Origin of the sequence: Corallococcus exercitus (genome assembly GCF_003611585.1) — a bacterium.
In the GTDB taxonomy this organism is placed as follows: Bacteria; Myxococcota; Myxococcia; order Myxococcales; family Myxococcaceae; genus Corallococcus; species Corallococcus exercitus.
Map to the genome: position 1 here is coordinate 1 of NZ_RAVW01000100.1, position 25,205 is coordinate 25,205.

Annotated in this window: 22 protein-coding genes; 1 reads left to right on the forward strand and 21 read right to left on the reverse strand. The window is 70.9% G+C overall.

Annotation, left to right across the window (positions count from 1 at the left end; all coding sequences use genetic code 11):
- Nucleotides 1-1,068 (forward strand): dihydroxyacetone kinase subunit DhaL (gene dhaL, locus D7W79_RS45755; protein WP_120526033.1); only part of this gene is annotated, 1,068 nt, incomplete at its 5' end.
- 6 nt (nt 1,069-1,074) lie between these two features.
- Here the strand turns inward: dhaL and D7W79_RS14835 are convergent.
- The 21 genes from D7W79_RS14835 to D7W79_RS14935 all read right to left on the reverse strand — a co-directional run bounded on the left by D7W79_RS14835 (nt 1,075) and on the right by D7W79_RS14935 (nt 24,995).
- On the reverse strand, nt 1,075-1,545 hold the full coding sequence (locus D7W79_RS14835; RefSeq protein WP_120526034.1) for an NUDIX hydrolase: 471 nt from the start codon (nt 1,543-1,545) through the stop codon (nt 1,075-1,077).
- Nucleotides 1,542-2,546: a DUF2380 domain-containing protein gene (locus D7W79_RS14840; RefSeq protein WP_338078804.1), complete on the reverse strand. Its 1,005-nt coding sequence runs from the start codon at nt 2,544-2,546 to the stop codon at nt 1,542-1,544. The genes D7W79_RS14835 and D7W79_RS14840 overlap by 4 nt, the downstream gene beginning before the upstream one ends.
- A 447-nt stretch (nt 2,547-2,993) precedes the next feature.
- Complete coding sequence (locus D7W79_RS14845) at nt 2,994-4,529, reverse strand: PH domain-containing protein (protein WP_158616963.1); 1,536 nt, start codon at nt 4,527-4,529, stop codon at nt 2,994-2,996.
- Complete coding sequence (locus tag D7W79_RS14850) at nt 4,519-5,004, reverse strand: PH domain-containing protein (RefSeq protein ID WP_120526037.1); 486 nt, start codon at nt 5,002-5,004, stop codon at nt 4,519-4,521. Before D7W79_RS14850 ends, D7W79_RS14845 begins: the two co-directional genes overlap by 11 nt.
- A 54-nt stretch (nt 5,005-5,058) precedes the next feature.
- On the reverse strand, nt 5,059-5,751 hold the full coding sequence (locus tag D7W79_RS14855; protein ID WP_120526038.1) for a VOC family protein: 693 nt from the start codon (nt 5,749-5,751) through the stop codon (nt 5,059-5,061).
- A 43-nt stretch (nt 5,752-5,794) separates the two neighbouring features.
- Nucleotides 5,795-6,094, reverse strand: coding sequence for a PRC-barrel domain containing protein (locus D7W79_RS14860; RefSeq protein WP_171438349.1), 300 nt, complete (start codon nt 6,092-6,094; stop codon nt 5,795-5,797).
- Between the two features lie 138 nt (nt 6,095-6,232).
- On the reverse strand, nt 6,233-7,924 hold the full coding sequence (locus D7W79_RS14865; RefSeq protein WP_120526040.1) for a sensor histidine kinase: 1,692 nt from the start codon (nt 7,922-7,924) through the stop codon (nt 6,233-6,235).
- Between the two features lie 195 nt (nt 7,925-8,119).
- Entirely contained in the window at nt 8,120-9,544 is a 1,425-nt protein-coding gene (locus tag D7W79_RS14870) for a multicopper oxidase family protein (protein ID WP_120526041.1), read from the reverse strand.
- Nucleotides 9,522-10,946, reverse strand: a complete 1,425-nt coding sequence (locus D7W79_RS14875; protein WP_244221781.1) for a TolC family protein — start codon at nt 10,944-10,946, stop codon at nt 9,522-9,524. The genes D7W79_RS14870 and D7W79_RS14875 overlap by 23 nt, the downstream gene beginning before the upstream one ends.
- Before the next feature lie 160 nt (nt 10,947-11,106).
- Nucleotides 11,107-11,760, reverse strand: a complete 654-nt coding sequence (locus D7W79_RS14880; RefSeq protein ID WP_120526042.1) for a methyltransferase family protein — start codon at nt 11,758-11,760, stop codon at nt 11,107-11,109.
- Nucleotides 11,761-11,827: 67 nt separating this feature from the next.
- Nucleotides 11,828-12,373: an RNA polymerase sigma factor gene (locus D7W79_RS14885; protein ID WP_120526043.1), complete on the reverse strand. Its 546-nt coding sequence runs from the start codon at nt 12,371-12,373 to the stop codon at nt 11,828-11,830.
- Nucleotides 12,370-15,498: an efflux RND transporter permease subunit gene (locus D7W79_RS14890; RefSeq protein WP_120526044.1), complete on the reverse strand. Its 3,129-nt coding sequence runs from the start codon at nt 15,496-15,498 to the stop codon at nt 12,370-12,372. Before D7W79_RS14890 ends, D7W79_RS14885 begins: the two co-directional genes overlap by 4 nt.
- Nucleotides 15,488-16,678, reverse strand: a complete 1,191-nt coding sequence (locus tag D7W79_RS14895) for an efflux RND transporter periplasmic adaptor subunit (protein ID WP_120526045.1) — start codon at nt 16,676-16,678, stop codon at nt 15,488-15,490. The genes D7W79_RS14890 and D7W79_RS14895 overlap by 11 nt, the downstream gene beginning before the upstream one ends.
- Entirely contained in the window at nt 16,675-17,904 is a 1,230-nt protein-coding gene (locus D7W79_RS14900; protein WP_244221782.1) for a TolC family protein, read from the reverse strand. The genes D7W79_RS14895 and D7W79_RS14900 overlap by 4 nt, the downstream gene beginning before the upstream one ends.
- A 108-nt stretch (nt 17,905-18,012) precedes the next feature.
- Nucleotides 18,013-18,330 (reverse strand): hypothetical protein, encoded by a 318-nt coding sequence (locus tag D7W79_RS14905; protein WP_120526047.1) that lies wholly within the window; start codon nt 18,328-18,330, stop codon nt 18,013-18,015.
- A 77-nt stretch (nt 18,331-18,407) separates the two neighbouring features.
- Nucleotides 18,408-19,286 carry a peptidoglycan recognition protein family protein gene (locus D7W79_RS14910; protein ID WP_120526048.1) on the reverse strand — a complete coding sequence of 293 codons (879 nt, stop codon included), beginning with the start codon at nt 19,284-19,286 and terminating at the stop codon, nt 18,408-18,410.
- 147 nt (nt 19,287-19,433) lie between these two features.
- Nucleotides 19,434-19,730: a hypothetical protein gene (locus D7W79_RS14915; protein WP_120526049.1), complete on the reverse strand. Its 297-nt coding sequence runs from the start codon at nt 19,728-19,730 to the stop codon at nt 19,434-19,436.
- Nucleotides 19,731-19,734: 4 nt separating this feature from the next.
- Nucleotides 19,735-21,252, reverse strand: coding sequence for a DUF4331 domain-containing protein (locus D7W79_RS14920; protein WP_120526050.1), 1,518 nt, complete (start codon nt 21,250-21,252; stop codon nt 19,735-19,737).
- Nucleotides 21,253-21,401: 149 nt separating this feature from the next.
- Nucleotides 21,402-22,511 carry a HupE/UreJ family protein gene (locus tag D7W79_RS14925; protein WP_244221783.1) on the reverse strand — a complete coding sequence of 370 codons (1,110 nt, stop codon included), beginning with the start codon at nt 22,509-22,511 and terminating at the stop codon, nt 21,402-21,404.
- 86 nt (nt 22,512-22,597) lie between these two features.
- Nucleotides 22,598-23,818, reverse strand: a complete 1,221-nt coding sequence (locus D7W79_RS14930) for a tetratricopeptide repeat protein (RefSeq protein ID WP_120526051.1) — start codon at nt 23,816-23,818, stop codon at nt 22,598-22,600.
- Between the two features lie 73 nt (nt 23,819-23,891).
- Entirely contained in the window at nt 23,892-24,995 is a 1,104-nt protein-coding gene (locus D7W79_RS14935; RefSeq protein WP_120526052.1) for an ornithine cyclodeaminase family protein, read from the reverse strand.
- Nucleotides 24,996-25,205 lie beyond the last annotated feature (210 nt).

A 25,205-nucleotide genomic window follows, 5' to 3' on the forward strand; every position in this document is an offset into this window, starting at 1 on the left:
GAGGGAGAGGTGGAGCTGGGGCTGGGCATCCACGGCGAGCAGGGCGTGCGCCGCGTGGCGCTGCAGCCCGCGGACGCGCTGGTGGACACGTTGCTGTCGGCCATCGTGGAGGACCGGAAGGTGGGCCGGGGTGACCGCGTGGCATTGATGGTCAACGGGCTGGGAGGCACGCCGCCCATGGAGCTGGCCATCATGACGCGCCGGGCGCTGGCGTTCCTGATGGAGCGGGGCGTGAAGGTGGAGCGCGCGTGGCAGGGCACGTTCCTGTCCGCGCTGGAGATGCCGGGGTGCTCGCTGACGCTGTTGAAGGTGGATGACGCGCGGCTCGCCAGGCTGGATGCGCCCACGGAGGCGCCGGCATGGCCGGGGCGGGGACAGGTGGTCCTGCAGCGGAAGGTGGTGGCAGCGCGCGGTGCGCTCCCGACGGTGGAGGGCCATCCGAAGCCCCAGCCGGTGATGGCGCAGGTGCGCACGGCGGCGCTGGCGGTGGCGGACGCGTGGGACGCGGCCGAGGCGCGGCTGACGGAGCTGGACAGCCAGGCCGGGGACGGCGACCTGGGCTTGAGTCTGGCGCGAGGCGCGGCGGCCATCCGCGCGTTGCCGGAGCGGGCGTGGGCCACGCCATCGGGTGCATTGACGGAGCTGGGGCAGGCGCTGCGCCGGAACATCGGCGGCAGCTCCGGACCGTTCTACGCGACGGCGTTGCTGCGGGCGGCGCGCCACCTGGCGAGCAAGCCGGTGGACGCGGCGGCCTGGGCGAAGGCGTTCGAGGTAGGGGTGGAGGCGGTGTCGGAGCTGGGCGGCGCGCGGCCGGGAGACCGGACCATGGTGGACGCGCTGCACCCGGCGGCGGTGGCGCTCACGCGCGCTGTTCGCGAGGGGCGGTCACTGGGGGAGGCGTGGGCGGAGGCAACGCGCGCGGCGGAGCAAGGCGCGGAAGCCACGGCGAGCATGTCCCCGCGACTGGGCCGGGCCAGCTACCTGGGCGAGCGCGCGAAGGGGATTCCGGACGCGGGTGCCGTGGCGGTCGTCATCTGGATGAAGGCGCTGGCTGGGCGTGGGGGCTGACGCGGCTCAGGCTTCGTTGTCGGGCAGGAGCGTGAGGAGCAGTTCGTCATCCGGACCGAGTGGGCGCCAGCCGGGCGGAGGTGGCGACGCGAGGAGCGAGTCGCCCGCACGGCTGACGCGCGCCTCATGGGTTTCCGGCGTAAAGGCGCCCCATCGGGCAAGCAGCTTGATCACCTGAAACCGGGTTGCCTCATCCGTGATGACTGGCCAGCCTTCGGGAAAGTCTCCGGCCAGCTCGCGCGCGAAGACATCGCGTACCAGGCGAGTCACCTGCCGACGCTGAGCCGCTTCGGAGAGCAGGCCATGGAAGACCTGAATCGCGGCAACATCGTCCTTGCCGAGTTCCTCGGCGAGTCCAAGAAGGGGAATGGCAGGGCGCGAGTTGGCGAAGTCCGTGAGTGAGGCGTGACCGTGCTCTCGGACTCGCTCATACAGTCGAATCTTCCAGTTTCCCTGCCATGAGCGTCCGTCGGTCATCGTCGCCTCGCGGGAACAAAGTGCATTGGAATGTCATAGACGTTCATGTACTGCGCCACGAGGTCCAAGACCTCATTTCGGGTCAACGTCCGACCGAAACGGGTTTCTGCTTTGCGGAGCTCGCTCATGACCAATTGGTTCCATTCCTTGGGCCACATGCGTCCCAAGCGCCAATCGCCACCACCGTGAATCGCTTCGTGGTGTGACTGCTCCAGGCGGACGCAGAACTGGTCGATGTCCATCTCGCCCTTGAACCCACGCTTCTCGAACCACTCGCGGTGTTCTTGCGGCAGGACGTGGTGCTTCGGCGCGCTGGACATCCCGGCGCCTGCCCTGCCGGTCTCATGCATGGCGCGAACCTCGGGGCTGTCTCCCAGTGCTTCGCGCACGCCCTTCGGCAGGTCCTGCTTCGCCTGCGCCATCAACACCTGACCCGCGTGGATGCGGACCGCCGCGCTGACAACGGGCGCGGAGAGGACACCCGCCTGGACGAGCCGGCGCATCCGCTCCACCCAGTCCGCGGTGACGACGATGCGTGTGCCCATCATCACGCCTCCCGAGCCCATCACGAGGCCCATGCCCACCGTGATGGGCGCGGAGGGGGGCGGCCTGGGCAGGGTCCCCTTCAGTACTGAAACCAGTGTGACCATCTCCAGGAACTGGGCCGCAGCGACGACCTTTCCGCCACGCTCCATCGCAACGCGCGCCCCCTCCTGGATGGACTGGAACTCACGCGTGAGCTCCCCCATCAGTTGAGGCATCGCGGTGGCCGCGGCCTCCACCTCGTCCGGGTCCAGTGAGGCGAACGCCGTCATGGCGGGCTCCACCCGCTTCTGCACGCGGTCCAGGTCCACGAACAGCCGCTCGACTCCGTAGAATGGGCACTCCCGCTGGATGACCTCCGCGAGCCGCAGGAAATCAATCCATGTGGCCAGCAGCATCGCGCCGGACGTGGCGGCCTGGAGACGCGGCCCTGTGAGCCGGAGGATTCCCAGCTGCATGGCGGGATCCCCGACTGTCTCCGCGGCGTCCGCGAGCGAAGTGGTTCGCGTGAGTGCGCCCCGCAGCCATGGCACTTGGATGGCGCCGTATTCGGTGTACCGGGTGAAGACGCCGTCAGAGCCTCCCAGGCCCTTCGTGTTCTCCGTGAGTCTGGGGAGTGCTCGGGCCGCGCCATCCACCGTGACCTTCACGTCCCCAAGGGCCGCGATGACCGCCTGGTACGTCAGCGAGGCATTCGCGGAGGGCTCAGCACTGTTCCTGGACCTTGTGTCCGGGGACCGTCGACGTTCCCTGGCTTCCTCCGGCGTGAACGCCGTTCCCTGACGGAAGACCCCTGAACCGCTCCGGTGGGGCCGCGGATCCACGCCGGCACAGCCAGGAATCAGCAGCAGCATGCACAGCGCCACGACGCCTTTGTGCATCGTCTTCTCCCGCACGCGGAGTGGCTACCCGGGGAGCCGTACGTCCGGGAGCGTGGCATGCGGCGCACGACGCGCTGGACGGCGGGCCGGGAGCATGTCGATGAGGGACTGGGCCTCTGCCCAGCCCACGCTCGGCAGGATGACGTGCGAACCCGCCACGTCGATTCGCACGTGCCCGATGCCGTAGCCGCGCTCCAGGGGGCCTTGCCTCGCGCGGACGGACTGGATGCGGGCTCGCTGCACCACCGTCGTGCGCCTGCGCCAGAAACCCTGGCGGACCACCACCAGGGCCTCCGTGACGAACCATCCCTGGAAGCGCCAGTCGAACCACGCGCCCATCAACTGCGCGGGCAGCAGGAGCCACGCCACCGCGCCCCAGGCTCCCCAGAACCAGGTCGCGGGCGCGGCCACCAGCACGCTCAGGCCCACCGCGCGGATGCGGGCTCGCAGCAGTGCCTTCGGATGGGCTCGCTGGAGGGGCAGGGCGGAGATGGCATCAGGCAGCTCCGGGACGAACTCCCGCAGCAACTCCTGCGTGCGGGCCGTGGGCACCACCGGCACCAGCAGCTCCGCCCGGTCCGCGGACTCCTTGCCCGTGCGAACACCCGCCGTCTCCACCTCCACCGAACCGAAGCCCAGCGTGCGGCGCAGGAGCGGTTCATCCAGCACCACCTGCTGAATGCGGGCCCGCCGCACCGTCACCTGCCGCCGCGTGAACAACCCGCCCACCGCGCGCAGGTGTGTGCCCGTGTCCACCAGCCGGAAGCCGTGGAAGCGCAGCACCGCCCGCGCCCCACTCACCAGCCACATGCCGAACAATCCCGCGAGCGCCGCCACGGTCCCGGCCAGCCACACCATGCCCGGTGCGGCCAGCGCTTCCCAATGCGCCTCCATCCATGGCAGCAACAGCTTGTAGAAGGTCTCGGTGATTTCATGCAGTGCGCCCAGCGCCACCGCGAGCACACCCAGGCCCAGCGCGGTCGCACCGTAGAGCAGCAGGCCCCCCAGGTGGGCCTCGGAGAGCACTCGCTCCTCGATGGGCGCGTCGCCGGGCAGGAGCACCGCCGCCGCTCCTTCGCGGCGCACTGCCTGAAGCGCATGGATCAGTGCCTGCGCATCCTCCGGCGTCAGCCCGCGCAGGTGGCCGTCCGCCTTGCCTCCGGAGGCCGTCTCCACCTTCACCTCCACCAGCCCCAGCAGCTTCGACACGAAGGGCTGCACCACCTCCGTGTTCTGCACGCGCGCGGCTTCGATGAAGCGCGAGGTGCGCGTGAAGATGCCCGAGCGGATCTCCAGCTGGGCGCCCACCACGCGGTAGCTCATCGTGGCCACCTCGTAGAGCCCGGCGGCGAGCAACAACATCGCGATGCTCAGGACGATCACCCAGAGGACCACCGGCAGGCCGCGCTCGCCCGCGAAGTACGTGGGCAGCAGCGCGCCCAGGAGCATGCGGCCAATCGTGGCCGACAGGGGCACCAGCGCCGCGAGCGGAGCCTTGGCGCTCAGCCGCTTCCACGGGACCTCCTCCGGAGTGGCCAGCGCCACCGGCTCAGACGACATCGTCGGCCTCGCGCCGCACCAGCCGTTCACGCAGGGCATCCGCGGTCTCGCGGGTCAGGCCGGGAATCTCACCGTCCGCGCCGCTGCCCGCGGCCGTATAGATCTGGAGGCGCGCCAGTCCCAGTGACCGCTCGATGGGGCCCTGGTGGACGTCCACGTGCTGGATGCGCCCCGCCGGGATGGACACCACCTCCTGCAGGAGCACCCCGTGGGAGATGACCAGGTCGTGCTCGCGCAGCGCCCAGCCCCAGCGCTCGTGCGCTCGCTGCGGATACCACGCCGTCAACACGCTCAGCCCCAGCACCACCGCGCACGGCAGCAGGAACGGCCAGTGCTCGTTGCCCGCGAAGCTCAAGCCCAGCGCCACGGCGAACGTGATCGCCCCGTAGATGCCCATGCGCAGGAGCGCGCGGATGCGGAACAGCGTGAGCGCTCCGCGAGGAAGGCGTTCCAGCGTCGGCAGAGGGGTGGTCATGGGGTGTCCTCCGGGGGAGCCCGAATCTACCCCATTCGTCCATGGGAAGCGTTGCTACGGGAGCTGGCGCAGGCCGAACGCGGCCCGCTGCGGATCCTCGCAGGGCGCGAAACGTGTTCCGTCCGGCATGACGTGCGTGCCGTTGGCCACGAGCCCTCCGCCTGCTTCGACCGCCGCGAGCGCGCGGTCCAGGTCCTCGACCGCGAAATAGAAGAGCCAGTGCGGATGGATGTGGGGGAGGCGCGCGGTGCCGCAGGCCGCGCCCACGCTGCGCGCGTCCTCGTGCCACGTGAACTGTTGATACGTCCCGACGTCGGGGGACAGCGGGAGTGCTTCCGTGGGCCGCCAGCCGAACAGGTCGCTGTAGAGCGCGAAGGCGCGGTCCTCATCGCGCGTGTGCAGCTCATGCCACGCCAGCTCCGCGTGCGTCGGATGCCCCGTCCGTGACGTCAACGCGACCACGGCGCCGAACGGTTCCCTCATCACGGTGGACGGGATGCCTTCCGCGGACGTGCGCGGCGGTCCCAGCCGCTCGGCGCCGCGCGCGATGAAGCGCTGCACGGAGGACTCCAGGTCGGCAACGTCGACGTGGCCCAGCCAGTGACTGGGGGCGCCCCGAGCCGCGGCGGCTTCCGGCAGGAGGGTGAACTCTCCCACGGAGGGCGTTTCCAGCACGTTCGAATAGAAGCGCCGCGCCTCGTCGGGCCGGGAGGTCCTGAGCTCGTACCAGCAGAAGCCGTTCTTCATCGGGCTTCTCGTAGTGGACGGGCGCGGGGGAGTAAAGCCGTGCTCAGGTGGTGGCGCTGGCGGATTCCTGGGAGAGGACTTCCCGGAGCTCGTCGACGGTGACGGAGAGGAGCACGGTGTCGCTCACCGAATGCACCAGGCGCGTCGGCACGTAGATGCGCCCCGCGTGGAAGTAGTTCCAGTAGACGCCGAACAGCTCGGCGGCCTCCGAGGACAACTTCACCTGGATGAAGTCGATCTTCCAGGTCTCACTGTCGATGGACAGGGTCTCCACGTTCCCGAGCGCCTGTCCTCCCGCCGCGACGACCATGCGACCTTGGGCAACGCTTTCCGCGAATTGCATGGGGGCTGATCCTCCGTTCACTCACGAAGATAGGGATGCGGCGAGCGAAGTGCCGCGCTCCGCGTGCACGGACGCCGGCCATGGGAGGCGAAGACGAAGGGGACCCCGAGGGAGGCCCCCCGCCGTGCCAGCCTCCTGTCAGAGGCCAGTCGAAACCTGCCCGTTGCGCCCGGATTCACCCAGGTCCACCTGGAACGGGCGGGCGTCCCAGGGCAGCACCAGGCTGAACGTCGTCCCGGTGTCGGCGTCGCTCGTCAGCTCGACCCTTCCGCCGTGCGCCTGGGCGCACCCCCACACCAGCGTCAGTCCCAGCCCCCAACCCTTCGAGGTCCCCGTCTGCGCGGAACGGGTCCGGATGAAGGGCTTGAAGATGGTCTCCTGGTCGACGCGAGCAATCGCCGGTCCCGGGTTGTGCACGGAGGCTCGCGCTTCCCCATCCATCGACGTGACGGTGAAGGTGATGGGGAGGTCGGCCGCGCCGTACTTGATGGCGTTGGTGCCCAGGTTCCACAAGGCGCGGCGCAGCTCCTCGGCGCTCCAGATGCCCCGGACGCGCTCCTCCGCCTTGAGCACGAAGCGCTCGCCATGAAGCATCGCCAGCTCCTCGACGACGTCGCGGGCGATTCCCCCCAGGTCGCACGTGTCGAGCCGGAGCGGCATCCGCTGGCCCGCCTGGATGCGGTTGGCGTCGAGCAGGTCCCTCACCATGTGATCCGCCCGTTCGATGTTCCGGTCGATCCTCAGCGCCAGGTCGCGCCGCGCCTCCACCTTCACCGGGGCCCGGATGAGCGCGTGGGCCCCCATCTTCGCCGCGGACAACGGTCCGCGCAGGTCATGGGCCAGGATGGTGACGAACTGTTCGCGGAGGCTGCGCTCGGCCTGGAGCGCTTCGACCTTCTCCTGGAGGTTCGTGTACAGCTGGGCATTCTCCAGATGGACGCTCAGATGCTGTCCCAGGGTCTGGAGCCGCTGCTTCTCCCGGCCGGTGAACTCACGGGTGCCGGTCAGCCCGACGTAGAGCACCCCCATCAGGGCCCGGTGTGCCGGAAGCCGGACCCCGAGCAGCGAGTGGATCCCTCCCTGGCGGAGCGTGTCACTCACCTGGAGCATCGTGGTCGTGGCATCCCAGAGGGAGTAGGTCTCCTCGCCTGCCGCCGCGATGCTCCCGGGAAAGGTCTTCGGATCCAGCGAGGTCGCGTAGTGCTCCAGCTGCTCATTGGCGGCGCCCGCGGAGGCCGCGGTGACCAGGCGCTCGTCCTCCGGCTGATACAGCAACAAGGCGCCACTCTGGGCGCCCATGGCCTCCAGGATGACCTCGAGCAGCTCCTTCAGCTGGTTCCGGCTCCCCGGCCCGTCCAGCCTGAGGGCTTCGCTGGCCACCTTCTGGAGGAGCCGCAGGTAGCGCTTCTCCGTCTGTTCCTCCTCCAGCAGGTGCTTGCCGAAGAGGTCCGTGACTCTCTCCATGGCGACGTGCAGCTCGGCGTAGAGCCGCTCGACGTCATGGCCGTCAGGCTGCAGCTCGGAGGGCGTGGTGGCCCACATCCGGGTGATGCACCGGCCCAGGATGGCGAACTCCTCGACCACCTCCGCGACATGGAAGCCCTGGCGAAGCCGTGCGGATACATGGCTTTCAACGTGCTGCCGCTGCTTGTCGTCGCCATCTCCGCCCGAGGCCCGGGCTTCCGCGAGCGACGCGAGGTAGACGGGCATGACGTTCCTGAACTCTGGCTTGTCCAGGCCTCGGGCCGACGCGGCCCGGGTCGCCTCCTCCATCCAACACCGCACGATCTCCGCGTGATTGTTCCGGATGACCTCCGCGATGCTCGCCATGGCCCTTCCCCTGTCACCAGAGTGCCCTGGAGCCGCATCACGGTCGGTTTCGGGAAGCGAGCAGAACGGCAGCTGGCGAGTGGTGCTGATCAGACGTGAAAGGTGGCCGTCACCGGCCCCAGGTGCAATGCCGGGTCTGATGGAAGTGCGTCCTTCCACGGCATACAGGCGGCCGTCCCCCCTTTGGGTGCTTGCTCAGACGTCGATGCCGTCCCTGCGCAGCTCGTCCGCGTTGGCGAGCCGAGCCTGCGTGCCCGGCGGCGGGGTGTACCAGCCCGGGTCTCCTTCACCGTCCAGGTGGTCGCGCACCTTGAGGAGGGTGAACATGCCTCCCATGGTGATGTCGTCGTAGGGGCCCTTGCCGCCCACCATGGGGATGGAGTTCGCGGGCATTGGCATGTGGTGCATGCCCGCCATGTCCCCCATGCCGGTCTGCCCCATGGTCATGTAGCCGGGCAGCAGGGGCCGCACCTTCGCGTCCAGGCCCTGGGGCTTCACGCCGACCATGTTCGGCAGGTCGTGGCCCATCTGGTTCATCACGTGGTGGGTCATGTGGCAGTGCATGGCCCAGTCACCGGGCTCGTCCGCCACGAACTCGATGGTGCGCGTGCTTCCCGTGGGCACCAGCACCGTCGTCTCCGGCCACTGCGCGCTCTCCGGGATGCGGCCTCCGTCCGTCTCCGTGATGCGGAACTGGTAGCCGTGCAGGTGGATGGGGTGGTGGTCCATCGCGCTCAGGTTGCCCAGGCGGATCCGCACCCGCTCGCCCTTGCGCACGACCATCGGCTCCGTGCCGGGGAACGCCTTCGCGTTCATCGTCAGGACATTGAAGTCCGTCATCTCGTTGGGGTCCGGACGCCGCGTGCCCGGGTCGATGCGCCACTCGTGCAGCATGATGGCGAAGTCCCGGTCCACGCGCGGCCCCACCGGCTTGCGCGGGTGGATGATGAACAGGCCCACCATGCCCAGCGCCATCTGCGTCATCTCGTCGTGGTGCGAGTGATACATCCCCGTCCCCGACTGGCGCACCGTGAACTCGTAGCGGTACGTCTCCCCCGGAGCGATGGCCTTCTGGTTCAGTCCGCCCACGCCGTCCATGCCGTTGGGCAGGAGGATGCCGTGCCAGTGCACCGTGGTGGACGCGGGCAGCCGGTTCGTGACGTAGAAGCGCACGCGGTCGCCTTCCACCACCTCGATGGTGGGTCCGTGCACGTGGCCGTTGTAGCCCCAGCACAGGGCCTTGAGGCCGGGCGCGAACTCGTGCTCCACCTCCTCGGCCACCATGTGGAACACCTTCACGCCGCCCACGTCCTTCCACGGCAGCTTCGCGCCGTTGGGCACGACGACGGGCCGGTAGTCGCGGCCCGCCTTTCCGGGAGGCAGGTGCGCTTGCCGCGCGACCTTGCCGCCCGTGTCCGCGGCGGAGCCTTCGCGCGGACCGTGCGCGCCGGGCACGCTGGATTGCGCCCGGGCGGCGCGGCCGTGCATCAACAGGGCGCCCGTCGCCAGCGTGGCGCCGGTGCGCGCGAGGAGGCCGCGGCGCGTGAGCGCGGAGGACGTGTCGGGCTGCGTGTCCTCGGCGGGCCCTTGGGTTTCGTCAATGGGTTTCATGGTGCTCATGGGTGGGCTCGGGCGAAGGAGTGGGGGAGAGCGTGGGAGTGGACGCGGTGGGCAGGGGCAGACGTCCGCCCACGAGGCGCTCCAGGTCGGCCCGCGCCATCCAGTAGTCGCGGACCGTCTCCAGGTAGGCCCTCCAGGCCTCCACCTGTTCGCGCCTGGCGATGAGGAGGGCGGGAAGGCCGATCTGCATGGCGTTGTACTGGCGTTGTGATTCCTCGACGATGGTGGTGCGCAGCGGAAGCACGACCTTCTGGTAGCGCTCCGCCATGTTCCGCAGCGTCACCAGCCTGGCCCTCGCGGCGCGCACCTCCGAGCGGGCGTTGACGGCCAGCTCCGTCAGCCGGTCCTCGCCCTGGCGGTGCTGCGATTCCAGCTTCGCGATGAGCGCCTGACGTTGATCGAAGATGGGCAGCTCCAGCGACAGCGTGGGGCCCAGGAGGCGCGGCCCGTTCGTGTCGCGGTGCGTGTGCACGCCCACCTCCACGCGGCCGAAGAAGCGCGTGCTGCGCGCCAGCTCCAGCGCGTTCCACAACAGCGCGACCTGCTTGCGGGCCGCGTCGATGTCCAGCCGCTGCCGCATGGCCAGCGTCTCCAGGTGCTCCAGCGACGCCTCGGTGGCGGGGACCTCCGGCAGCTTCCGCGCCAGCGTCCACTGGATCCTCGGGCCGTGCAGGCCCATCAGGCGGTTGAGGTGTTCGCGTGCTTCGAACAGCGACAGCTCGTCCTGCGCCAGCTCCAGCCGCGCCTGCTCCAGCGCGGCCTGTTCGGTGGCCAGGGCCAGCGCCGTGACGTTGCCCGCGGCGCGCTGCTTGCCGGACAGGTCCGCCGCCGCGTCCGCGGCCTGGAGCACCTCGCGGCGCAGGGCGACCAGCTGCTGCCGGGCCTGCACCTCCGTGAACGTCTGGCGCACCTCCGCCGTGGTGGCCAGGGCTTCGTGCGCGACGCGCAGCGTGTCCGCCAGGAACTGCTCCTTCGCCACGCGCTTGCGCAGGGGCAGCGTGAAGAGGTCCACGAAGCTCTGGACGATGGAGAACTCGTGCTCGATGCCGCCGTCCGAGGACAGCGGGAAGCCGATGCTCCCGTCGAAGGACGGATTGGTGAGCAGCCCGGCCTGCACCATGTCCGCCTGCGACACGCCCAGCTCCTCGTACGTCCCCTGGAGCGCGGGGTTGTTGAGCAGCGCCACCTCCACCGCGCGATCCGACGTGAGGTCGCCGGCCAGCAGGGCATCCAGGTGTTGCTGGACCTGGGCGTCCTCGGGCGTGCCCTGGTTCCAGCGCGTCTTCAAGCCTGTCCGCTCCTCCACGAGTGCCGCCACTTCCAGGTGGCCGCGCTCCTTCTGGACGGAGGCGCAGCCACCGAGCAGCAGAACCGCGAGGAGCCAGGGGGATTTCCAGTGCACACGAGACCTCGAAAAAGGACGTGCCCGTACGGCAGCCAGGACACCGGCTCCTGTCGAGCAAGGGACGGGCCATGACGTCAGCCAGTGCAACCCCACGGAATGACGGCGTCCGCAGGCGCACGCTCTCATGGGCGATTGGGGCAGGGTGTGACCGTCAACGTCACACTGTGATGCGCGGCGCGGCGTCCATGCCCGGTGCCTCGAGCCGCCCCACGCCCGGGATGAAGCGGCCCACTCGCGCCGCGTAGCGCTGATACGCGCCGCCGTGCAGGCGCAGCAGGTGGTCCTCCTCCAGCCGCACCTGGAGCGACACCAGCAGCAGGTAGTCGAGCCAGCCCATCACCGTCCAGGCGCTCGGCGTCGCGAGCGTGATGCCCGTGACCACGATGAGCATCCCGCTGAAGATGGGGTTGCGCACGACGCCGAAGAGGCCGCCCGTCACCAGCTCCGTCCGCTCCGAGTCGATGCCGATGCGCCACGACGCGCCCATCTCCACCTGGGCCCGCACCGTGAAGGCGAACCCGACGGCGACCAGGGCCCAGCCGCTCCACCGGAGCGCATCGGGGACGTGCCACACGCCCAGCGCCGGCTCACCGAAGGCCAGATGCGCCGCGCTCCACAGCACGATGGCTCCCATGAACAGCGCCATGCCCACGCCGATGACCCGCTGGAGCGGCGGTCCCGAACGATGCAGCACCAGCGCCGGGCGGCCCGTGCGGCGGCGCAGGCGCACCGACGGCAACACCATGGCGAAGAGGAGGAAGGCGAGGGTGGCGGCGGGCAGGGCCGGCCGGGTGAAGGTGGCGACGTCCATGAGGGGAACCTCCAGCTGCGTTCCCCCACGCTGACGCCCGGCCCCGCGCGCTCTTACACCTGCATTTTCAAGCGGGAGCGCAGGCGCAGTCCACGCAGCCCTGCGCGCAGCAGTGGCCACACAGCTCCACCAGCCGCCGGCCCAGGGCCTGCCGTGCGCGGTGCAGCCGCACGGCGGCGTTGTTGGCGGAGATGCCCGCCTCCTTCGCGTAGGCGGCCACGGACAGCCCCTCCAGGTCCACGCGGCGCACGGCCTCCGCGTACTCGGGCTTGAGCGTCCCCGCGAGCCCCGCCACGCAGCCGCACACCGTGGCCTCCAACCCCGAGGCGTCCTCCGTGGACAGCGGCTGTTCGTGGGCCAGCGACTCCAGCGCGGTGACTTCGCGCTGACTCCGGCGGTGGCGGTCCACCAGCGCGTTGCGCAGGAGCCGGTAGAACCAGGCCACCGCGCTCTGCTCTTCGCGCAGGGACTCTCCCTGCTCCATGCCCTTCACGAACGCGGCCTGGAGCACCTCTCGCGCCGCCTCCTGGCTCCCCACACGCGGCGTGAGGAATGAGAGGAACGCATGGTGATGGCGCAGCAGCGTGTCGAGCGCCTCGGTGGACAGGCTCATGCCGGGGCCTTCCTCTCCGCCCTGCGCGCGGCGATGCGCTCCTGGAAGCCGTGCACCAGCGCGTAGAACGTGGGCAGGGCCAGCAGCGTGAACAGGGTGGACGTGACGAGCCCGCCCACCATCACCACCGCCAGCGGCCGCTCAATCTCCGTCCCGTGCAGCGGCAGCACCAGCAGCGGCAGCAGGCCGAGGATGGCCGTGCCCGCGGTCATCAGCTTGGGGCGCACGCGGCCGAGGCTCGCCTCGCGCACGGCCTCCGCGAAGGGCTTGCCGCGAGCCATCAGGTCCTTCGTCTGCGCCACGAGCACCAGGCCGTTCTGCACCGCGATGCCGAACAGACCGATGAGTCCCACCAGGCTGGACACGTTCCACGTCTCTCCTGCAATGAGCAGCGCGAGGATGCCGCCCACGAACGCGTCCGGCAAGGTGGCCAGGATGACCAGCGCCTCCGCCACCGAGTCCAGCGCGAGGTACAGCAAGACGAACACCGCGAGCAGCGCCACCACGATGGCCACCGTCAACGCCTGCGCCGCGCGCTCCTGGCTCTCCACCTTGCCGCCCACGTCCACGAAGTAGCCCGTGGGCAGCTTCAATTGCGTGGCCAGCACCTCCCGCACCTCCGCCGCCGTGCTTCCCAGGTCGCGGCCGGACACGCCCGCCTCCACCGCGATGCGCCGGCTGCCCGCCTCGCGGCGCACGCTGCCCGCGCCGGTGGTCTCCTCGATGGTGGCCAGTTGGCTCAGGGGGATGCGCGTGCCGTCGTGCCCGTCCACCAGCAGGTTGCGCAGGGCGTTCACGTCACCCCGGCGGTGGTCCGCCAGCCGGAGCACCAGGTCGTAGCGGCGCTGGCCCTGCCAGATCTGCGCGGCCTCTTCGCCCACCAGCCCCACGCGGACGGCCCGGATGACGTCCCCGGGGGTCAGGCCGACGCGCGCCACCGCCGCGCGGTTCACCGCGATGCGCAGCTGCGGCAGGCCGCTCAGCCGCTCCATCCGCAGGTCCTCCACGCCGTCCACCTTCGCCATCAACGCGCGGGTGCGCTCCGCGAGCCCGGCCAGCGTGTCCAGGTCCGGCCCGAAGATGCGCACGGACAAATCCGCGGGGCTGCCTCCCAGCCCTTCGTCGATGCGCATGCCCAGCGGCGTGGTGAAGAGCACGGACACGCCGGGCACCTTCTCCACCGCCTCGCGCATCCGCGACTCCAGCGCTTCGCGACCGCCCGCCGTGTCCTTCTTGAGGACCACCAGCACGTCGGACAGCGTGTGGGGCATCGGGTCCTCGGTGCGCTCGGCGCGGCCGGTGCGGCGCACCACGTCCTCCACCTCCGGGAACTCGCGCAGCACGTCCTCCACGCGGTGGTTGAGGCGGTCCACTTCGTCCAGCGACGCCTCCGGCGGCAGCACCGTCTGGAGGAGGAACGCGCCTTCGTCCAGCCGGGGCATGAAGTCGCTGCCCACCATGAAGGCCAGGCCCAGCGCGGGCACGGTGATGGCCAGCGCCACCACGCGCACCCGCCCCGCGTGACGCATGCACTTCTCCAGGACCGGCGCGTACGCGGCCTTCACCTTGCGGATGAGCCACACGTCCTCCGGCGAGCCCTCGCGCGGCGCGCGCAACAGGAGCCCCGACACCACCGGCACCAGCGTGAGCGCCAGCGCCAACGAAGCGGCCAGGCACGCCACCACCGCCGCCGCGAGCGGCTGGTACATGCGGCCCTCGATGCCCGTCATCGAGAACAGCGGGATGAACACCGCGACGACGATGAGCGTGGCGAAGGCGATGGGACGGCCCACCTCCAGCGCCGCCGCCAGCGCCTCGTCGCGCACCGAGCGGCGGCCCTTGCCCTCGCGCAGGTCGTGGATGACGTTCTCCACGACGATGATGGCCGCGTCCACCAGCAGGCCCACCGCGATGGCCAGCCCTCCCAGCGTCATCGTGTTCAACCCGATGCCCGCCGCCTTGAGCAAGAGGCCCGCCAGCGCCAGCGACAGGGGCAGGGTGAGCGTGACGATGAGCGCCGCGCGCCAGTCCCCGAGCAGCAGGAAGAGCACGCCCACCACCAGGAACGCCCCCAGCAGGATGGCCCGGCCCACGCCTCCCAGCGCGGAGCCCACCAGCTCCGACTGGTCGTAGACGACGCGCAGGGACACACCTGGCGGCAGCGAGCGGCGCAGCTCCTCGATGGCCGCGCGCACGCCCGCCGCGACCCTCACGGTGTCCGCGCCGAACTGCTTGCTCACGCGGCAGCTCACCACCTCGCCCTGGAGCCGGTGCGCCATGCCCCGGCGAGGCGCGGGGGCCTCGCGCACGTCCGCCACGTCCCCCAGCAGCACCGGCGTTCCGTCCCGCAGCGCGACCACGGTGTTGTTCAGGTCCTCCACCGTCTCCGCGCGGCCCACCGCGCGCACGGCCCACTCCATGGGCCCTTGCGTGACGAAGCCTCCGGACGCGTTGACGCTGGCGCCCTCCAGGCCGTGCTGGACCTCGTCCAGCGTGATGCCTCGCGCCACCAGTTGATCCGGATCCAGCAGCACCTGGAACTGGCGCAGGTAGCCGCCCAGCCGCTCCACGCCCGCGACGCCGGGCACCGCGAGCAGCCGGTTCTTGATGTCGAACTCCGCCAGGTCGCGCAGCGCCATCAGGTCCGCGCTGCCGGGGTCCGCCTCCAGCGTGAACTCGAAGACCTCGTTGAGCCGGCCGGTGAGGCTGGACACGAGCGGCGCGTCGGTGCCGGGCGGCAGCTCGCCCTCCACCTGCGCCACGTGCTCCGCCACGTACTGGCGGCTGCGGAAGTAGTCCGCGTCCGGTTCGAACTCCACCGTCACCTGCGTGACGCCCAGCTGCGAGGTGGAGCGGATGCGGCGCACCTGCGGCAGGCCCGCGAGCGCCACCTCCATGGGGATGGCCACCGCCGTCTCCAGCTCCTCGGCGCCCATGGCCGGGTTCTGCACGATGACGTTGAAGATGGGCGCGGACAGGTCCGGGAACACGTCCTGCCGCAGGTTGCGGAGCGCCACCGCGCCGAAGGCCGCCAGCGCCAGGATGATGAGCACCGTCAGCCCGGGCCGGGCGAAGGACGCGCGGAGGATGCGCCCCGGCAGCGTCACGCGGGGATCAGTGGCCATGTTCATCACCTCCGCCCTCGGACTTCTCCACCTCGGCCTTGAGCAGGAACGCGCCCTCCACCACCACCTCGTCGCCCACGACGAGCCCCGACAGGACCTCCACCTGCGTGCCCAGGCTGCGGCCCCGGCCCACCTCGCGCTGCTCGAAGACGCCGGCCTCCGCCGTGGGCAGGAACACCACCCAGCCGTTCTCCAGCCGCTGGAGCGCCGCCGCCGGCACCGCGGTGAGCGTGGCGCCCGGCTCTCCCAGGGGGATGGAGGCGGACGCGGACATGCCCGGCCGCAGGAGCCCCTTGCCGTTGTCCAGCTCCAGGCGCACGGGGATGGTGCGGCTGCGCGGATCCACCCGCTGCCCCACGTGGCCCACCTTCGCGGCGAACTCCTGGCCCGGGAACGCGGCGAAGGTGACGCGCGCGTCAGCCCCGGGCTTCAGGCGCACGGCGTCCCGTTCGAACGCGTGGACGACGAGCCACAGCGACGACAGGTCTCCAATCCGGAAGAGGGGCTGCGACGGATCCGCCATCTGCCCCAGCCGCGCGGTGCGCTCCACGACGGTGCCGTCGATGGGCGCCTTGAGCACGAAGCCCGACGTGCCCTCGCCCCCGGCGCTGCCCGCGCCCAGGGCCGTCAGCGCGGCCTTCGCGGCGGCGACCTCCGCCTCCGCCGCGGCGGCGTCCGCTTCAGCGGCCTGCACGTCCTTGCGCGCGACGATGCGCTCCTCCGCCAGCGTGCGCTTGCGGTCCGCGGCCTGCCGGGCGGCGGTGGCGCGGGCCTGTGTGGCCTGGAGGTCCGCGCGGGCCCGGCCCAGCTCCGGACTGTGGAGCTCCGCCAGCCGCTGGCCCTGCTTCACCGCCTGGCCCGTCGTCACGGCGACGGCGGCCACGCGCGCGGAGACGGGCGAGGCCACCTCCGCGTAGGCGTCCTCGCTGAAGGTCAGCTCTCCCAGCGCGGTGACGCTCTCACCGCCCGGGCGGGCCTCCACCTTCGCGGTGGTGACGCGCAGGTCCCGGAGCATCTCCCGCGGGACATGCACGTGGATGACGTCCCCGGACTCGACGTGGAGCTTCTCCGGGGACGCCTCTTCGTGTCCGTGTCCGTGTTCGTCTTCATGTTCCGCCTTGGAGGACTTGCAGGCGGTGAGGCCCACGAGGACGGCGAGCAGCAGCAGGGTGGGCTTCATGGCAGGACTCCGGTTTCCACTTCGAGCTGCACACGGGCGAGCGCCACGCGAAGGAGACCGTCGAGCCACGCGGCCCGCGCCTCCAGCGTGTCGCGGCGGATGAGGAGGAAGGCGGCGAGGTCCATCTCGCCGGCGTCGTAGGAGCGCTGCGCCAGCGCTTCGTTGTCGTCCAGCAGGGGGAGGATCTCTTCCAGGGCCCCCAGGGCGTCACGGCTCGCGCGGTAGCGATCGGTCGCGGCCTGGACCTGGGCGGGCACGACGATGCGCGCGGCGCGGAGCTCTCCTTCGGCGCGGGTGGCGTCCGCTTCGCCCACGAGGCGCGCTTCCTGTCCGCGGGCGAAGAGGGGCAGGGGCACGCTGAGCGTCCCCAGGAACACCGTCTCGTCCGCCTCCTTCTGGTAGCGCACGCCCAGCGCCACGTCCGGCAGCACCTGCCGCCGGCCCAGCGTCGCGGCGGCCTTCGCCCGCGCCTGTTCCTGCTCCAGGGCCACCACGTCCGCGCGCGTTCCAACGCCCTCCGGCGACGTGCGAGGCGCCGCCCGCGCGAGGCCGCGCAGATCATCTTCGTAGGTCGAGAGACTCCCCGCGCGGTAGCCCAGGCGCCCCTCGAGCTCCGCCCGAAGCGCGGAGAGTTCGCCTTGCGCGACCTGGACCTCCGCGCGGGCCCGGGCATGCGCCACCTTCGCCACGTTGACGTCCACCGCCGGCACGTCACCGGCGGCGTAGCGCCGCTCCGTGGCCTGGACCGTGCGCCCCGTCGCCTCCGCCGCGGCGCTCACCAGCTTCAGATGCTCCCGGGCCTCCAGCAGGCGGAGGTAGGCCGCGGCCACGTCCCCCATGACGAGCCGTTCCGCGTCGCGCAGGCGGGCCTCTTCCATGGACAGGCCAGCGCGCGCCGCCTCCCGTCGCAGGCCCTGCTTGCCCCCAAGCTCGAAGGGCTGCGCCAGCCCCACCGCGAGGTCCAGCCCGAAATCCCCATTGGGCAGCCGACGCGGCCCGACCTGGAAGTCCAGCTGGGGGTTCTCACGCAGCAGCGGCGCGGCGCTCGCCACGGGCCCCTGCGCGGCCTTCACGCGCGCGCGTGCCTCCACCAGCGCCGGGGCGTGCTGGCGTGCCAGGGCGAAGGCGTCCTGGAGGGTGATGCGGGATGGATCCGCGCCACCTGGGCGCGGACAGAGCAGGGCGGCGGCCAGCCCGAGGGCGGCCGTCGCGGAACGGATGGACACGGAGGAAGACCTCTTCGGAAAAGGCGGGCCGCGCGCACCCATGCACCTGGACAGCACAGCCAGGGCACACCGGTGGCGGGGCGCGTGCGAACGACGGCGGACGCGGGCCTAGACGAGAGGAACTATGGGGACGTGCAGGATGTCATCCGCGTCAGCGGACGACGGCTCGGTGTCGTCGAGCGCGATGGGGGGAACCCGGAACGCGGAGTCCACGAGGCCCGGCAGCGGCACGGCGACGGCCAGGGGCCTCGCGTGCGTGCAGCAGGCGCAGTCCACGCAGGTGGGGGCGCACTGGCCTTGCGCGTCGTCATCCGCGCAGCCCGTGAGGCACGTCTCCGCCTGCTGCGCCGGCCCGAAGGCATGCGCGAGCCCGCCCCCCATGGGAGCGAGCAGCATCAGGCAGATGACGAGCCAGAGTCGGAGCACCGGGGCGGTGTTCTAGCACGCTCCGGCGCAAACGCGCACGCCCGGGAGTGTAGGGCGTGCGGCGCGAGGAGCGCTGCTCAGCCGCCGATGCCCTTGCGCAGCCGGGCCCAGTCGAAGTTCGCCGCGGGGTCGTCCTTGCGGCCCTTGGGCACGGCCACGTCCTTGTGCCCGAGGATGTTGTTCGCCGGGACCTTGTACTCCTGCTTCAGGTAGCCCACGAGCTGCGTCAGCGCCTTGTACTGCGCGTCGGTGAAGGCCGTCTTGCCGCTGCCGTCGTTGACGATCTCGATGCCGATGGAGCGCGCGTTCACGTCCGTGGGCACGCCGTGCAGCTCCGACTTGCCCGCGTGCCAGGCGCGCTTGGAGTCGCCGACCAGTTGGTAGATCTTCCCGTCGCGGTCCAGCATGTAGTTCGCGGACACCTTGCTGTCCGGGTTGCGCATCCACGCCATGTCACCGGCGCCGTTGTTGGTGCCGGTGTGGTGCAGCACGATGGTGTCGATGTCCGCACCGTTGCGCGAGTCGCAGTTGGGCGAGGGCGCGCTGATGACCGCCGGCTTGGTGAACTTCCCGGGCTGCGTGGGCGGAGGCGTCGTCGTCGGCTTCGCGAGCGCCTTCTTCAGTGCCGCCGCCGTCTGCTCGCCGTAGTAGCCGGTGGTAGGCACCTTGTGGTCGCCCTGGAACTTCTTCACCGCCGCCTCGGTCGCCGGCCCGAAGCTGCCCGTGCCCGTGTTCATCTGCGCCTGCGTCAGGTAGCCCAGCTTCACCAGCCCCTGCTGCAGCTGCTTCACCTTGGCCCCCGAGTCGCCCTTGCCCAGGCCGGCGGGCGGCGCCGTGAGGGCGGTGGACGCGGCCGCCACGCGCGGGGCGACGGCGTTGGCCTTGGCCTTGGGGGCCGTGGCGGGGGTCGCGGGCGCGGAGAAGGTGGCGCGGGAGGCCGTGGTGCGGACAGTCATGGCGTAAAATCCCAGGAATAGTGGACAGTTGTTGCTTTCGCGATTATCGGCCCGGCTTTCCCGGAAGTTGTGTGCCGGGCGTGAAACGAAATCGCCCCGATGTCCGGTGGTGACTCCGGGCATCGGGGCTGGATCTTCGTCCGTGGACTACTGGAAGAAGGCGGGCGGGAACGCGTCCGCGGGTTCGGAGTCGACCAGGTTCTTGTCGTCGAGCGTCACGGGGCTTCCCGTGTCGTTGGTCTGGTTCTGGATGAGGTCCTTCACGAACACGGTGAACTCGGTGCCCGTGGGGCCGGCGTCCGGGGTGCCGGAGTCCGGCGTGCCCGAGTCCGGCTTGCTGGTGCCGCCGTCCGGCGTCGGAGCATCGTCGTCGTCGCTGCACCCGCTGAAGCCCACGGCGGCGCCCAGCGCGAGGATGCAGGCCAGTGCTCTCAGGTTGCGCATGGCATCACGTCCCGTCGCCAGCGCCCGCGTTGGGGGCCTTCAGGTAGGGGAACACGGCGTCGAACTGCGAAGCGTCCTGCAGCACGGCGTCGTGGAACGGGGTGTTGCGTGAGGGGGCCTGGGTGTCGTTCTCGAACAGGTATCCCATGGCCACGCGCAGCTCGATGTCCACCACGTCGTCGCCGGGGCGGCGGCCGTTGGGGAAGCCCGCCGGGTCACAGCTCTTGAGCGTCGTGTCCAGCTTGCCGTTCAGGAAGCAGCCCGCGGCGCCCAGATTGTTCTGGGTCGCCTTGTCCGTGGCCGGCAGCGCCATGTTCAGGCGCTGCATCTCCGCCGTGGAACCGTTGGCGTTGACGTTGGGAACGCCGGTGAGGAACGCCGTCACCAGGTCCGTGCGCGGGAAGACGGTGGGCGCCTTCGTGCCGAAGAGGGACTCCAGGAGCGCGGGCAGGGTGGGGTTCGTCACGTAGGTGGCGAACTGGGCGTCGTCCTTGGGCTGGCTCGCGTTGAACTTGTCCTTGTCCGGGAGGCCGATGACGATCTCGTTCACCAGCGGCATGCCCAGGCGGCTGACCTGCTGCCACGCGCCGCCGTCACGCGAGGGCTTCGCGAACGTGGGCGAGGGGTTGAGGGCGCGCGCCTGGCGCACGCTCGCGGTGGTCCACCCGCCGATGATGGTCTGGGTGCCGGCCTGGAGGCAGGCGATGGGGACCTCCAGGGCCAGGGTGGTGATGTTGTTCTTCGCCAGCGGGTTGGCCACCGCGTTGCGCTTGGTGGCGTCCGTGATGACGGTCGGATCCGCGTTCACCAGGTCGAAGATGGGCCCCAGGTTGACCGCGAAGGGCTCCTTGCGCTGGCCGACGAACACCCGGCCCGGCGTGGCGCAGTCCGGGATGTTCACCGAGTACACGTGCTCACGCGCATAGGCCTCGTACGCGGCCGCGTCGCCCAGGGACTTGGTGCCGATGTAGTCCGTGGGCTTGCGGAAGGTGGCCGAGCCGCCCACCGCGTTGGTCACGTCCTTGGCGGTGCCGGTGCGGCGGTTGCCCCGGACGACCTTGAGCGTGAAGGACTCCTGCACGTTCAGGTTGGCCTGGTTCGCCGTGGTGATGGGCCCCACGTTGAAGAGCGGAACCGGAACCGACTTCGCCTGGGCCCCGGTACCGATGGTCAGCGCCGCGCCGGCGTTGGCGTTGGCCAGCGTGTTGGTGAAGCGGAACTGGAAGGTGAGGTCCTCCTGCGCGTTCCCGTCGTTGTCGACGTGGATCTCGTAGAGGGCGTCCGGATCCATCGTGAAGTAGTTCGGGCCGCCGTACGGCTCCTGGAACGGGATGTAGTCGGCGATGAACGTCACGAAGTCCGCGCGTCCCGCCTCGTAGCTGCGGAACATGTAGAAGTCGGTCGCGTCGACCTTGGGGGACCTGGTGATGAAGGGGGCTTCACGGTGGCTCGACGCCAGGGCACTGGTGGCGCCCAGCGTGGTCGCGACGGTGAATACCGCCGCGAGCTTCTTCGCTCTCATGTGTGGCTCCTCGGATGTGATGGATACGGGGTGTGGCGCTCCCGGGTGTCGTGCGAGCGCGCGACTTGCGTCCGGGTACAGCCAATACGCTGCGTGCTTTCGCGTGGATTTTCAGGTCGGACGAAACCCTGCCCCACGGGGCAGGTGCATCACGTGAAGGTCAGCGCCACGCCGAACGCGCGCTCGTAGAGCCAGGCGCACGCCACCAGCGCAATCACCGCGGATCCGCCGACTAGCAACGCACGGCGATACACGCGCGTGTCACGCAGCAGGAACGCCACGGGCAGGAACACGGCGACGCACGCGAGCTGCCCCAGCTCCACGCCCACGTTGAAGCCGAACAGCGTCACCGCGAGGCTGCCCGCGGGAAGCTCCAGGTCCGCGAGCACCGACGCGAAGCCGAAGCCGTGCAGGAGCCCCAGCGCGAACGCCGCCAGCCACCGGGTGCGGTCCATCAGGGGGAAGACGTTGTTGAGCGCGGCGACGATGACGCTCGCCGCGATGGCGGACTCCACCAGCCGCGAGGGCAGGGCCACCCAGCCCAGCGACGCGGCGCTCAACGTCAGCGAGTGCGCGAGCGTGAAGGCGGACACCACCTTCACCACGTCCTTCATCGCGGAGCCGAAGTCGCCCACCGGCACCCAGCGGCCGGAGGCCCGGTCGCGCCGCAGGACGGACGGCAGCAGCAGCGCCAGCAGGAAGAGCAGGTGATCCACGCCCGCCCAGATGTGTTCGACACCGGAGTGGACCATCTGTCCGAAGCGCCGCCACGGCGACAGCCCCTCCAGGGACACCCGCGCGGTGTGGCGCGTGGAGGAGAGGACCAATGGCTCGCCGGCGCCATCGCTGCCCACGCGCACGATGCCCCGGTGCTGCGGGTCGCGGTCGAAGAGCAGCGTGTAGTCCACGTCCAGCGCGCGGGGCGTGGCCGGGCACGCGGCGGTGAAGTCCACGACGGCATAGGCCCCGTCCGAGTGACGCACCACGCGCAGCGTGGAAGCCGGGGTCAGCGGGCAGGGAGCGCCTTCCGCCGACAGCTTCAACCGGGCGAGCGCGTAGCCCGCGACGTCTGACTGCCGCGCGCGCAGCTCGATCCAGGTGATGGAGCCGTCGCCATCCACGTCGAGGACGAGCACTTCCTCCAGGTCGCGCAGGGCCACGTCCCAACGGCCGGTGAAGCCATCGCCCGCGCGGTCCAGGTGCAGGTAGCTGTCGCTCGGCTTGTGGGCCAGCGCCACGAGGGGGAGCAGAAAAGCCATCAGGCCCAGGGCCTTCAATGGGAAGGCCTTTCGCACGCGCTCCGAAAGCGCGTGGGGGAGCCGCGCCAGCGTCAGGATCCGGGCCTTCACGGGAGGGCCTTTCGCACGCGCTCCGCGAGCGCCAGGGGACCAGGGTCGTCCGCGTTGCTGGCTTCCAGGAACCGCAGGACTGGAGCGGCGTCAGCGGGCGTACCATGGGCGAGCGCGGCCTCCAGGAGGATGCGCGCGTCCCACGGCTCGTGCTGCACCTCCCAGTTCGCCTGGGCCAGCTTGAGCGCCTTCGCGGCGTCCTTCTCGACATGGAGCGCGAAGCGGGCCTCCTCGCGCGCGTGCAGCGAGTCGCCGCGCAGGTGGCTGGCCGCGTGGCGTGAAGCCAGCTCGGCCGCGAGCGCCGGAGCCTCCGGCGTGCCCAGGGCCACCTCCGCGAGCACGCGGCGCAGGAGCTGGTTGTCGTCCTGGCCGTGGTCCTTCGTCAGCGTGATGACGTCACGCGGACGGCCCAGGTCCAGCAGCAGGTCCGCGTAGGCCGCGCGCGTGTAGGCATCCGATGGATCCATCGCGAGCACGCGCGCGAAGAGCTTCGTGGCGCGTTCGGTGTCCCCGGCTCGCGCGGCGGCCTCGGCCAGCGTGGACAGCGCCCAGGCCTGCTCATCCACCCCGTGGGTGCCCCGCGCCAGCGCGGCGGAGAGCTGCGCGTACGCATCCCTGGAACGGCCCGCGAGGCTCATCACCTGCGCCTGACACACGGCGCCAGCCACCGCGCCCGCGAGCGGCGCCAGCACCGCGCAGCTGCGTTGGGCCTCCGCGTGCTCGCCCCTCACCCCCAGGACGACCGCGCGCGTGAGCCAGGCCTGCGCGTCGTCGGGTGTCTCGCGCACCAGGGCATCCAGGTCCGCCAGGGCGGCGGGGAACTCATGGCGGCCCTGGAGGATGGTGGCCCGCAGCAGGCGCACACCCGGAGGCGGCTGCTCCGCGCTCCACCAGGGCTCCAGCGCCGCCTGCGCCCGGCCCAGGTAGCGCGGGTCCCCGGAGGCACGGCCCTCCTCGATGTCCAGCCGCGCCAGCCGCAGCGCCAGGTCCAGTTGATCCGCGCGAGCGGCCAGCGCCCGTCGCAGCGCGGCACGCTCACGGGCCTTCGCGTCCGTCGCCGTCGCCGGCACGTGCTCCAGCACGGCGCTGTCGGTGGTGGGCGTGAAGGGCACGCGCTCCGCCGCGGGCGACTGGCCGCAGCCGGCCAGCAGCGGTGCCACCGTCAGGGTGAGCCGGAGCGCGAATCGCCGGAGTGAAGGGAAGGGGAGCGCGTGCATGCGTGAGCAGCAATACGCAGCCCACGCGCGAATGGATGTCACGCGGACGGTATGACCGTCCCCCGGGGCAACCTCAGGTGCCGGTGGCGCGACGCGGCGACTCGGTGCGTCCGTCCGCGTCACCGCGCACCAGGCCGTACGGATCCAGCGGATCTCCGCCCAGCGACTCCAGCGCCACCAGGGTGCCCAGGCCCATGCGCCGCGCGTGCTCAAGCAGCAGGCGCGTCACCACGTGGTCCTCCAGCGCATGGCCGGTGGAGTCGAACACCGTGTTGCGCTCGCGCCAGCCCTCGAACTCCTCTGGCTGCTGCACCACGGTGGCCAGGTCCGGTCCAATCTGATCCGGGTGGAGCTGCTGGCACTCGCCCTCCAGGCGCGCCTGGGCGGGAAAGTCCGGCACGACGAGGCTGCGGCGCAGGAGCGCCAGGGGCAGCTCCGCCTTGCCCGGCTGATCCGCGCCCACCGCGTTGACGTGCGCGTGCGGCTGGAGCGCGTGGCCGGAGATGACGGGTCCCGCGCCCGGAGCGACGGTGGTGGCGGTGCAGAGGATGTCCGCGCGCATCTCCAGGTCCGGCAGGAGCGTGGGCCGCACGTCCAGCCCCAGGAACGCCACCCGCCGCACGAAGGAGCGCGCCGCGTCCGCGTCGATGTCGTGCACCAGCACCTGCTCCAGCCGGAACACGCGGCTGAGCGCGTGCAGCTGCGAGACGGCCTGCGCGCCGCAGCCCACCAGCCCCAGCACCCGGCTGTCCGGAGACGCCAGGTACCGGCTGGCCACCGCCGACGCGGCCCCGGTGCGCAGCGCCGTGGCGAACACGCCGTCCATCACCGCCGCCAGGTGGCCCGTCTTCACGTCGTAGACGCTGTGGGTCGCGACCAGCGTGGGCAGCCCAGCGTCCCCCCGGTTGGTGGGAAGGGAGGACGCCACCCGTACCGTCAGGCTGTCTCCGCGCCGCAGGGCGGGCATCCAGCCAATCACCCCAGACGGGCGGGGCTCGCTCACCACCTGGAAGCCCTCCCGCTTGGGAACCTGCAGGACGGATTCGTCCAGCTCCCGCAACGCCACGGTGAGCGCCTGGATGAGTTCGTCCATCAGGACGTTCAGCCCCACGCCCTCCACGAGCGCACGCAGGTCAGGAGGGCCGAGCAGGAGGGTACGAGGAGCCGGGTGAGTCATGTACTCGGAGTCTACGCCCCTGACAGGAATTGCAATGGGTCAGTTTTGAACACGAATTCCTGTCTCGCTGTGCCTTTTGAATACAGGTGCAGGGAACAACGCGAAGCGGGGACCGTGTTGGATGCAGGCGCTCGACATCCGGCGGACCTGCGAAGCCCCGGCTGCCTGCCCGCCCCCCGAGCCGCTCCACCCCAACGCCCGAGCCAACGC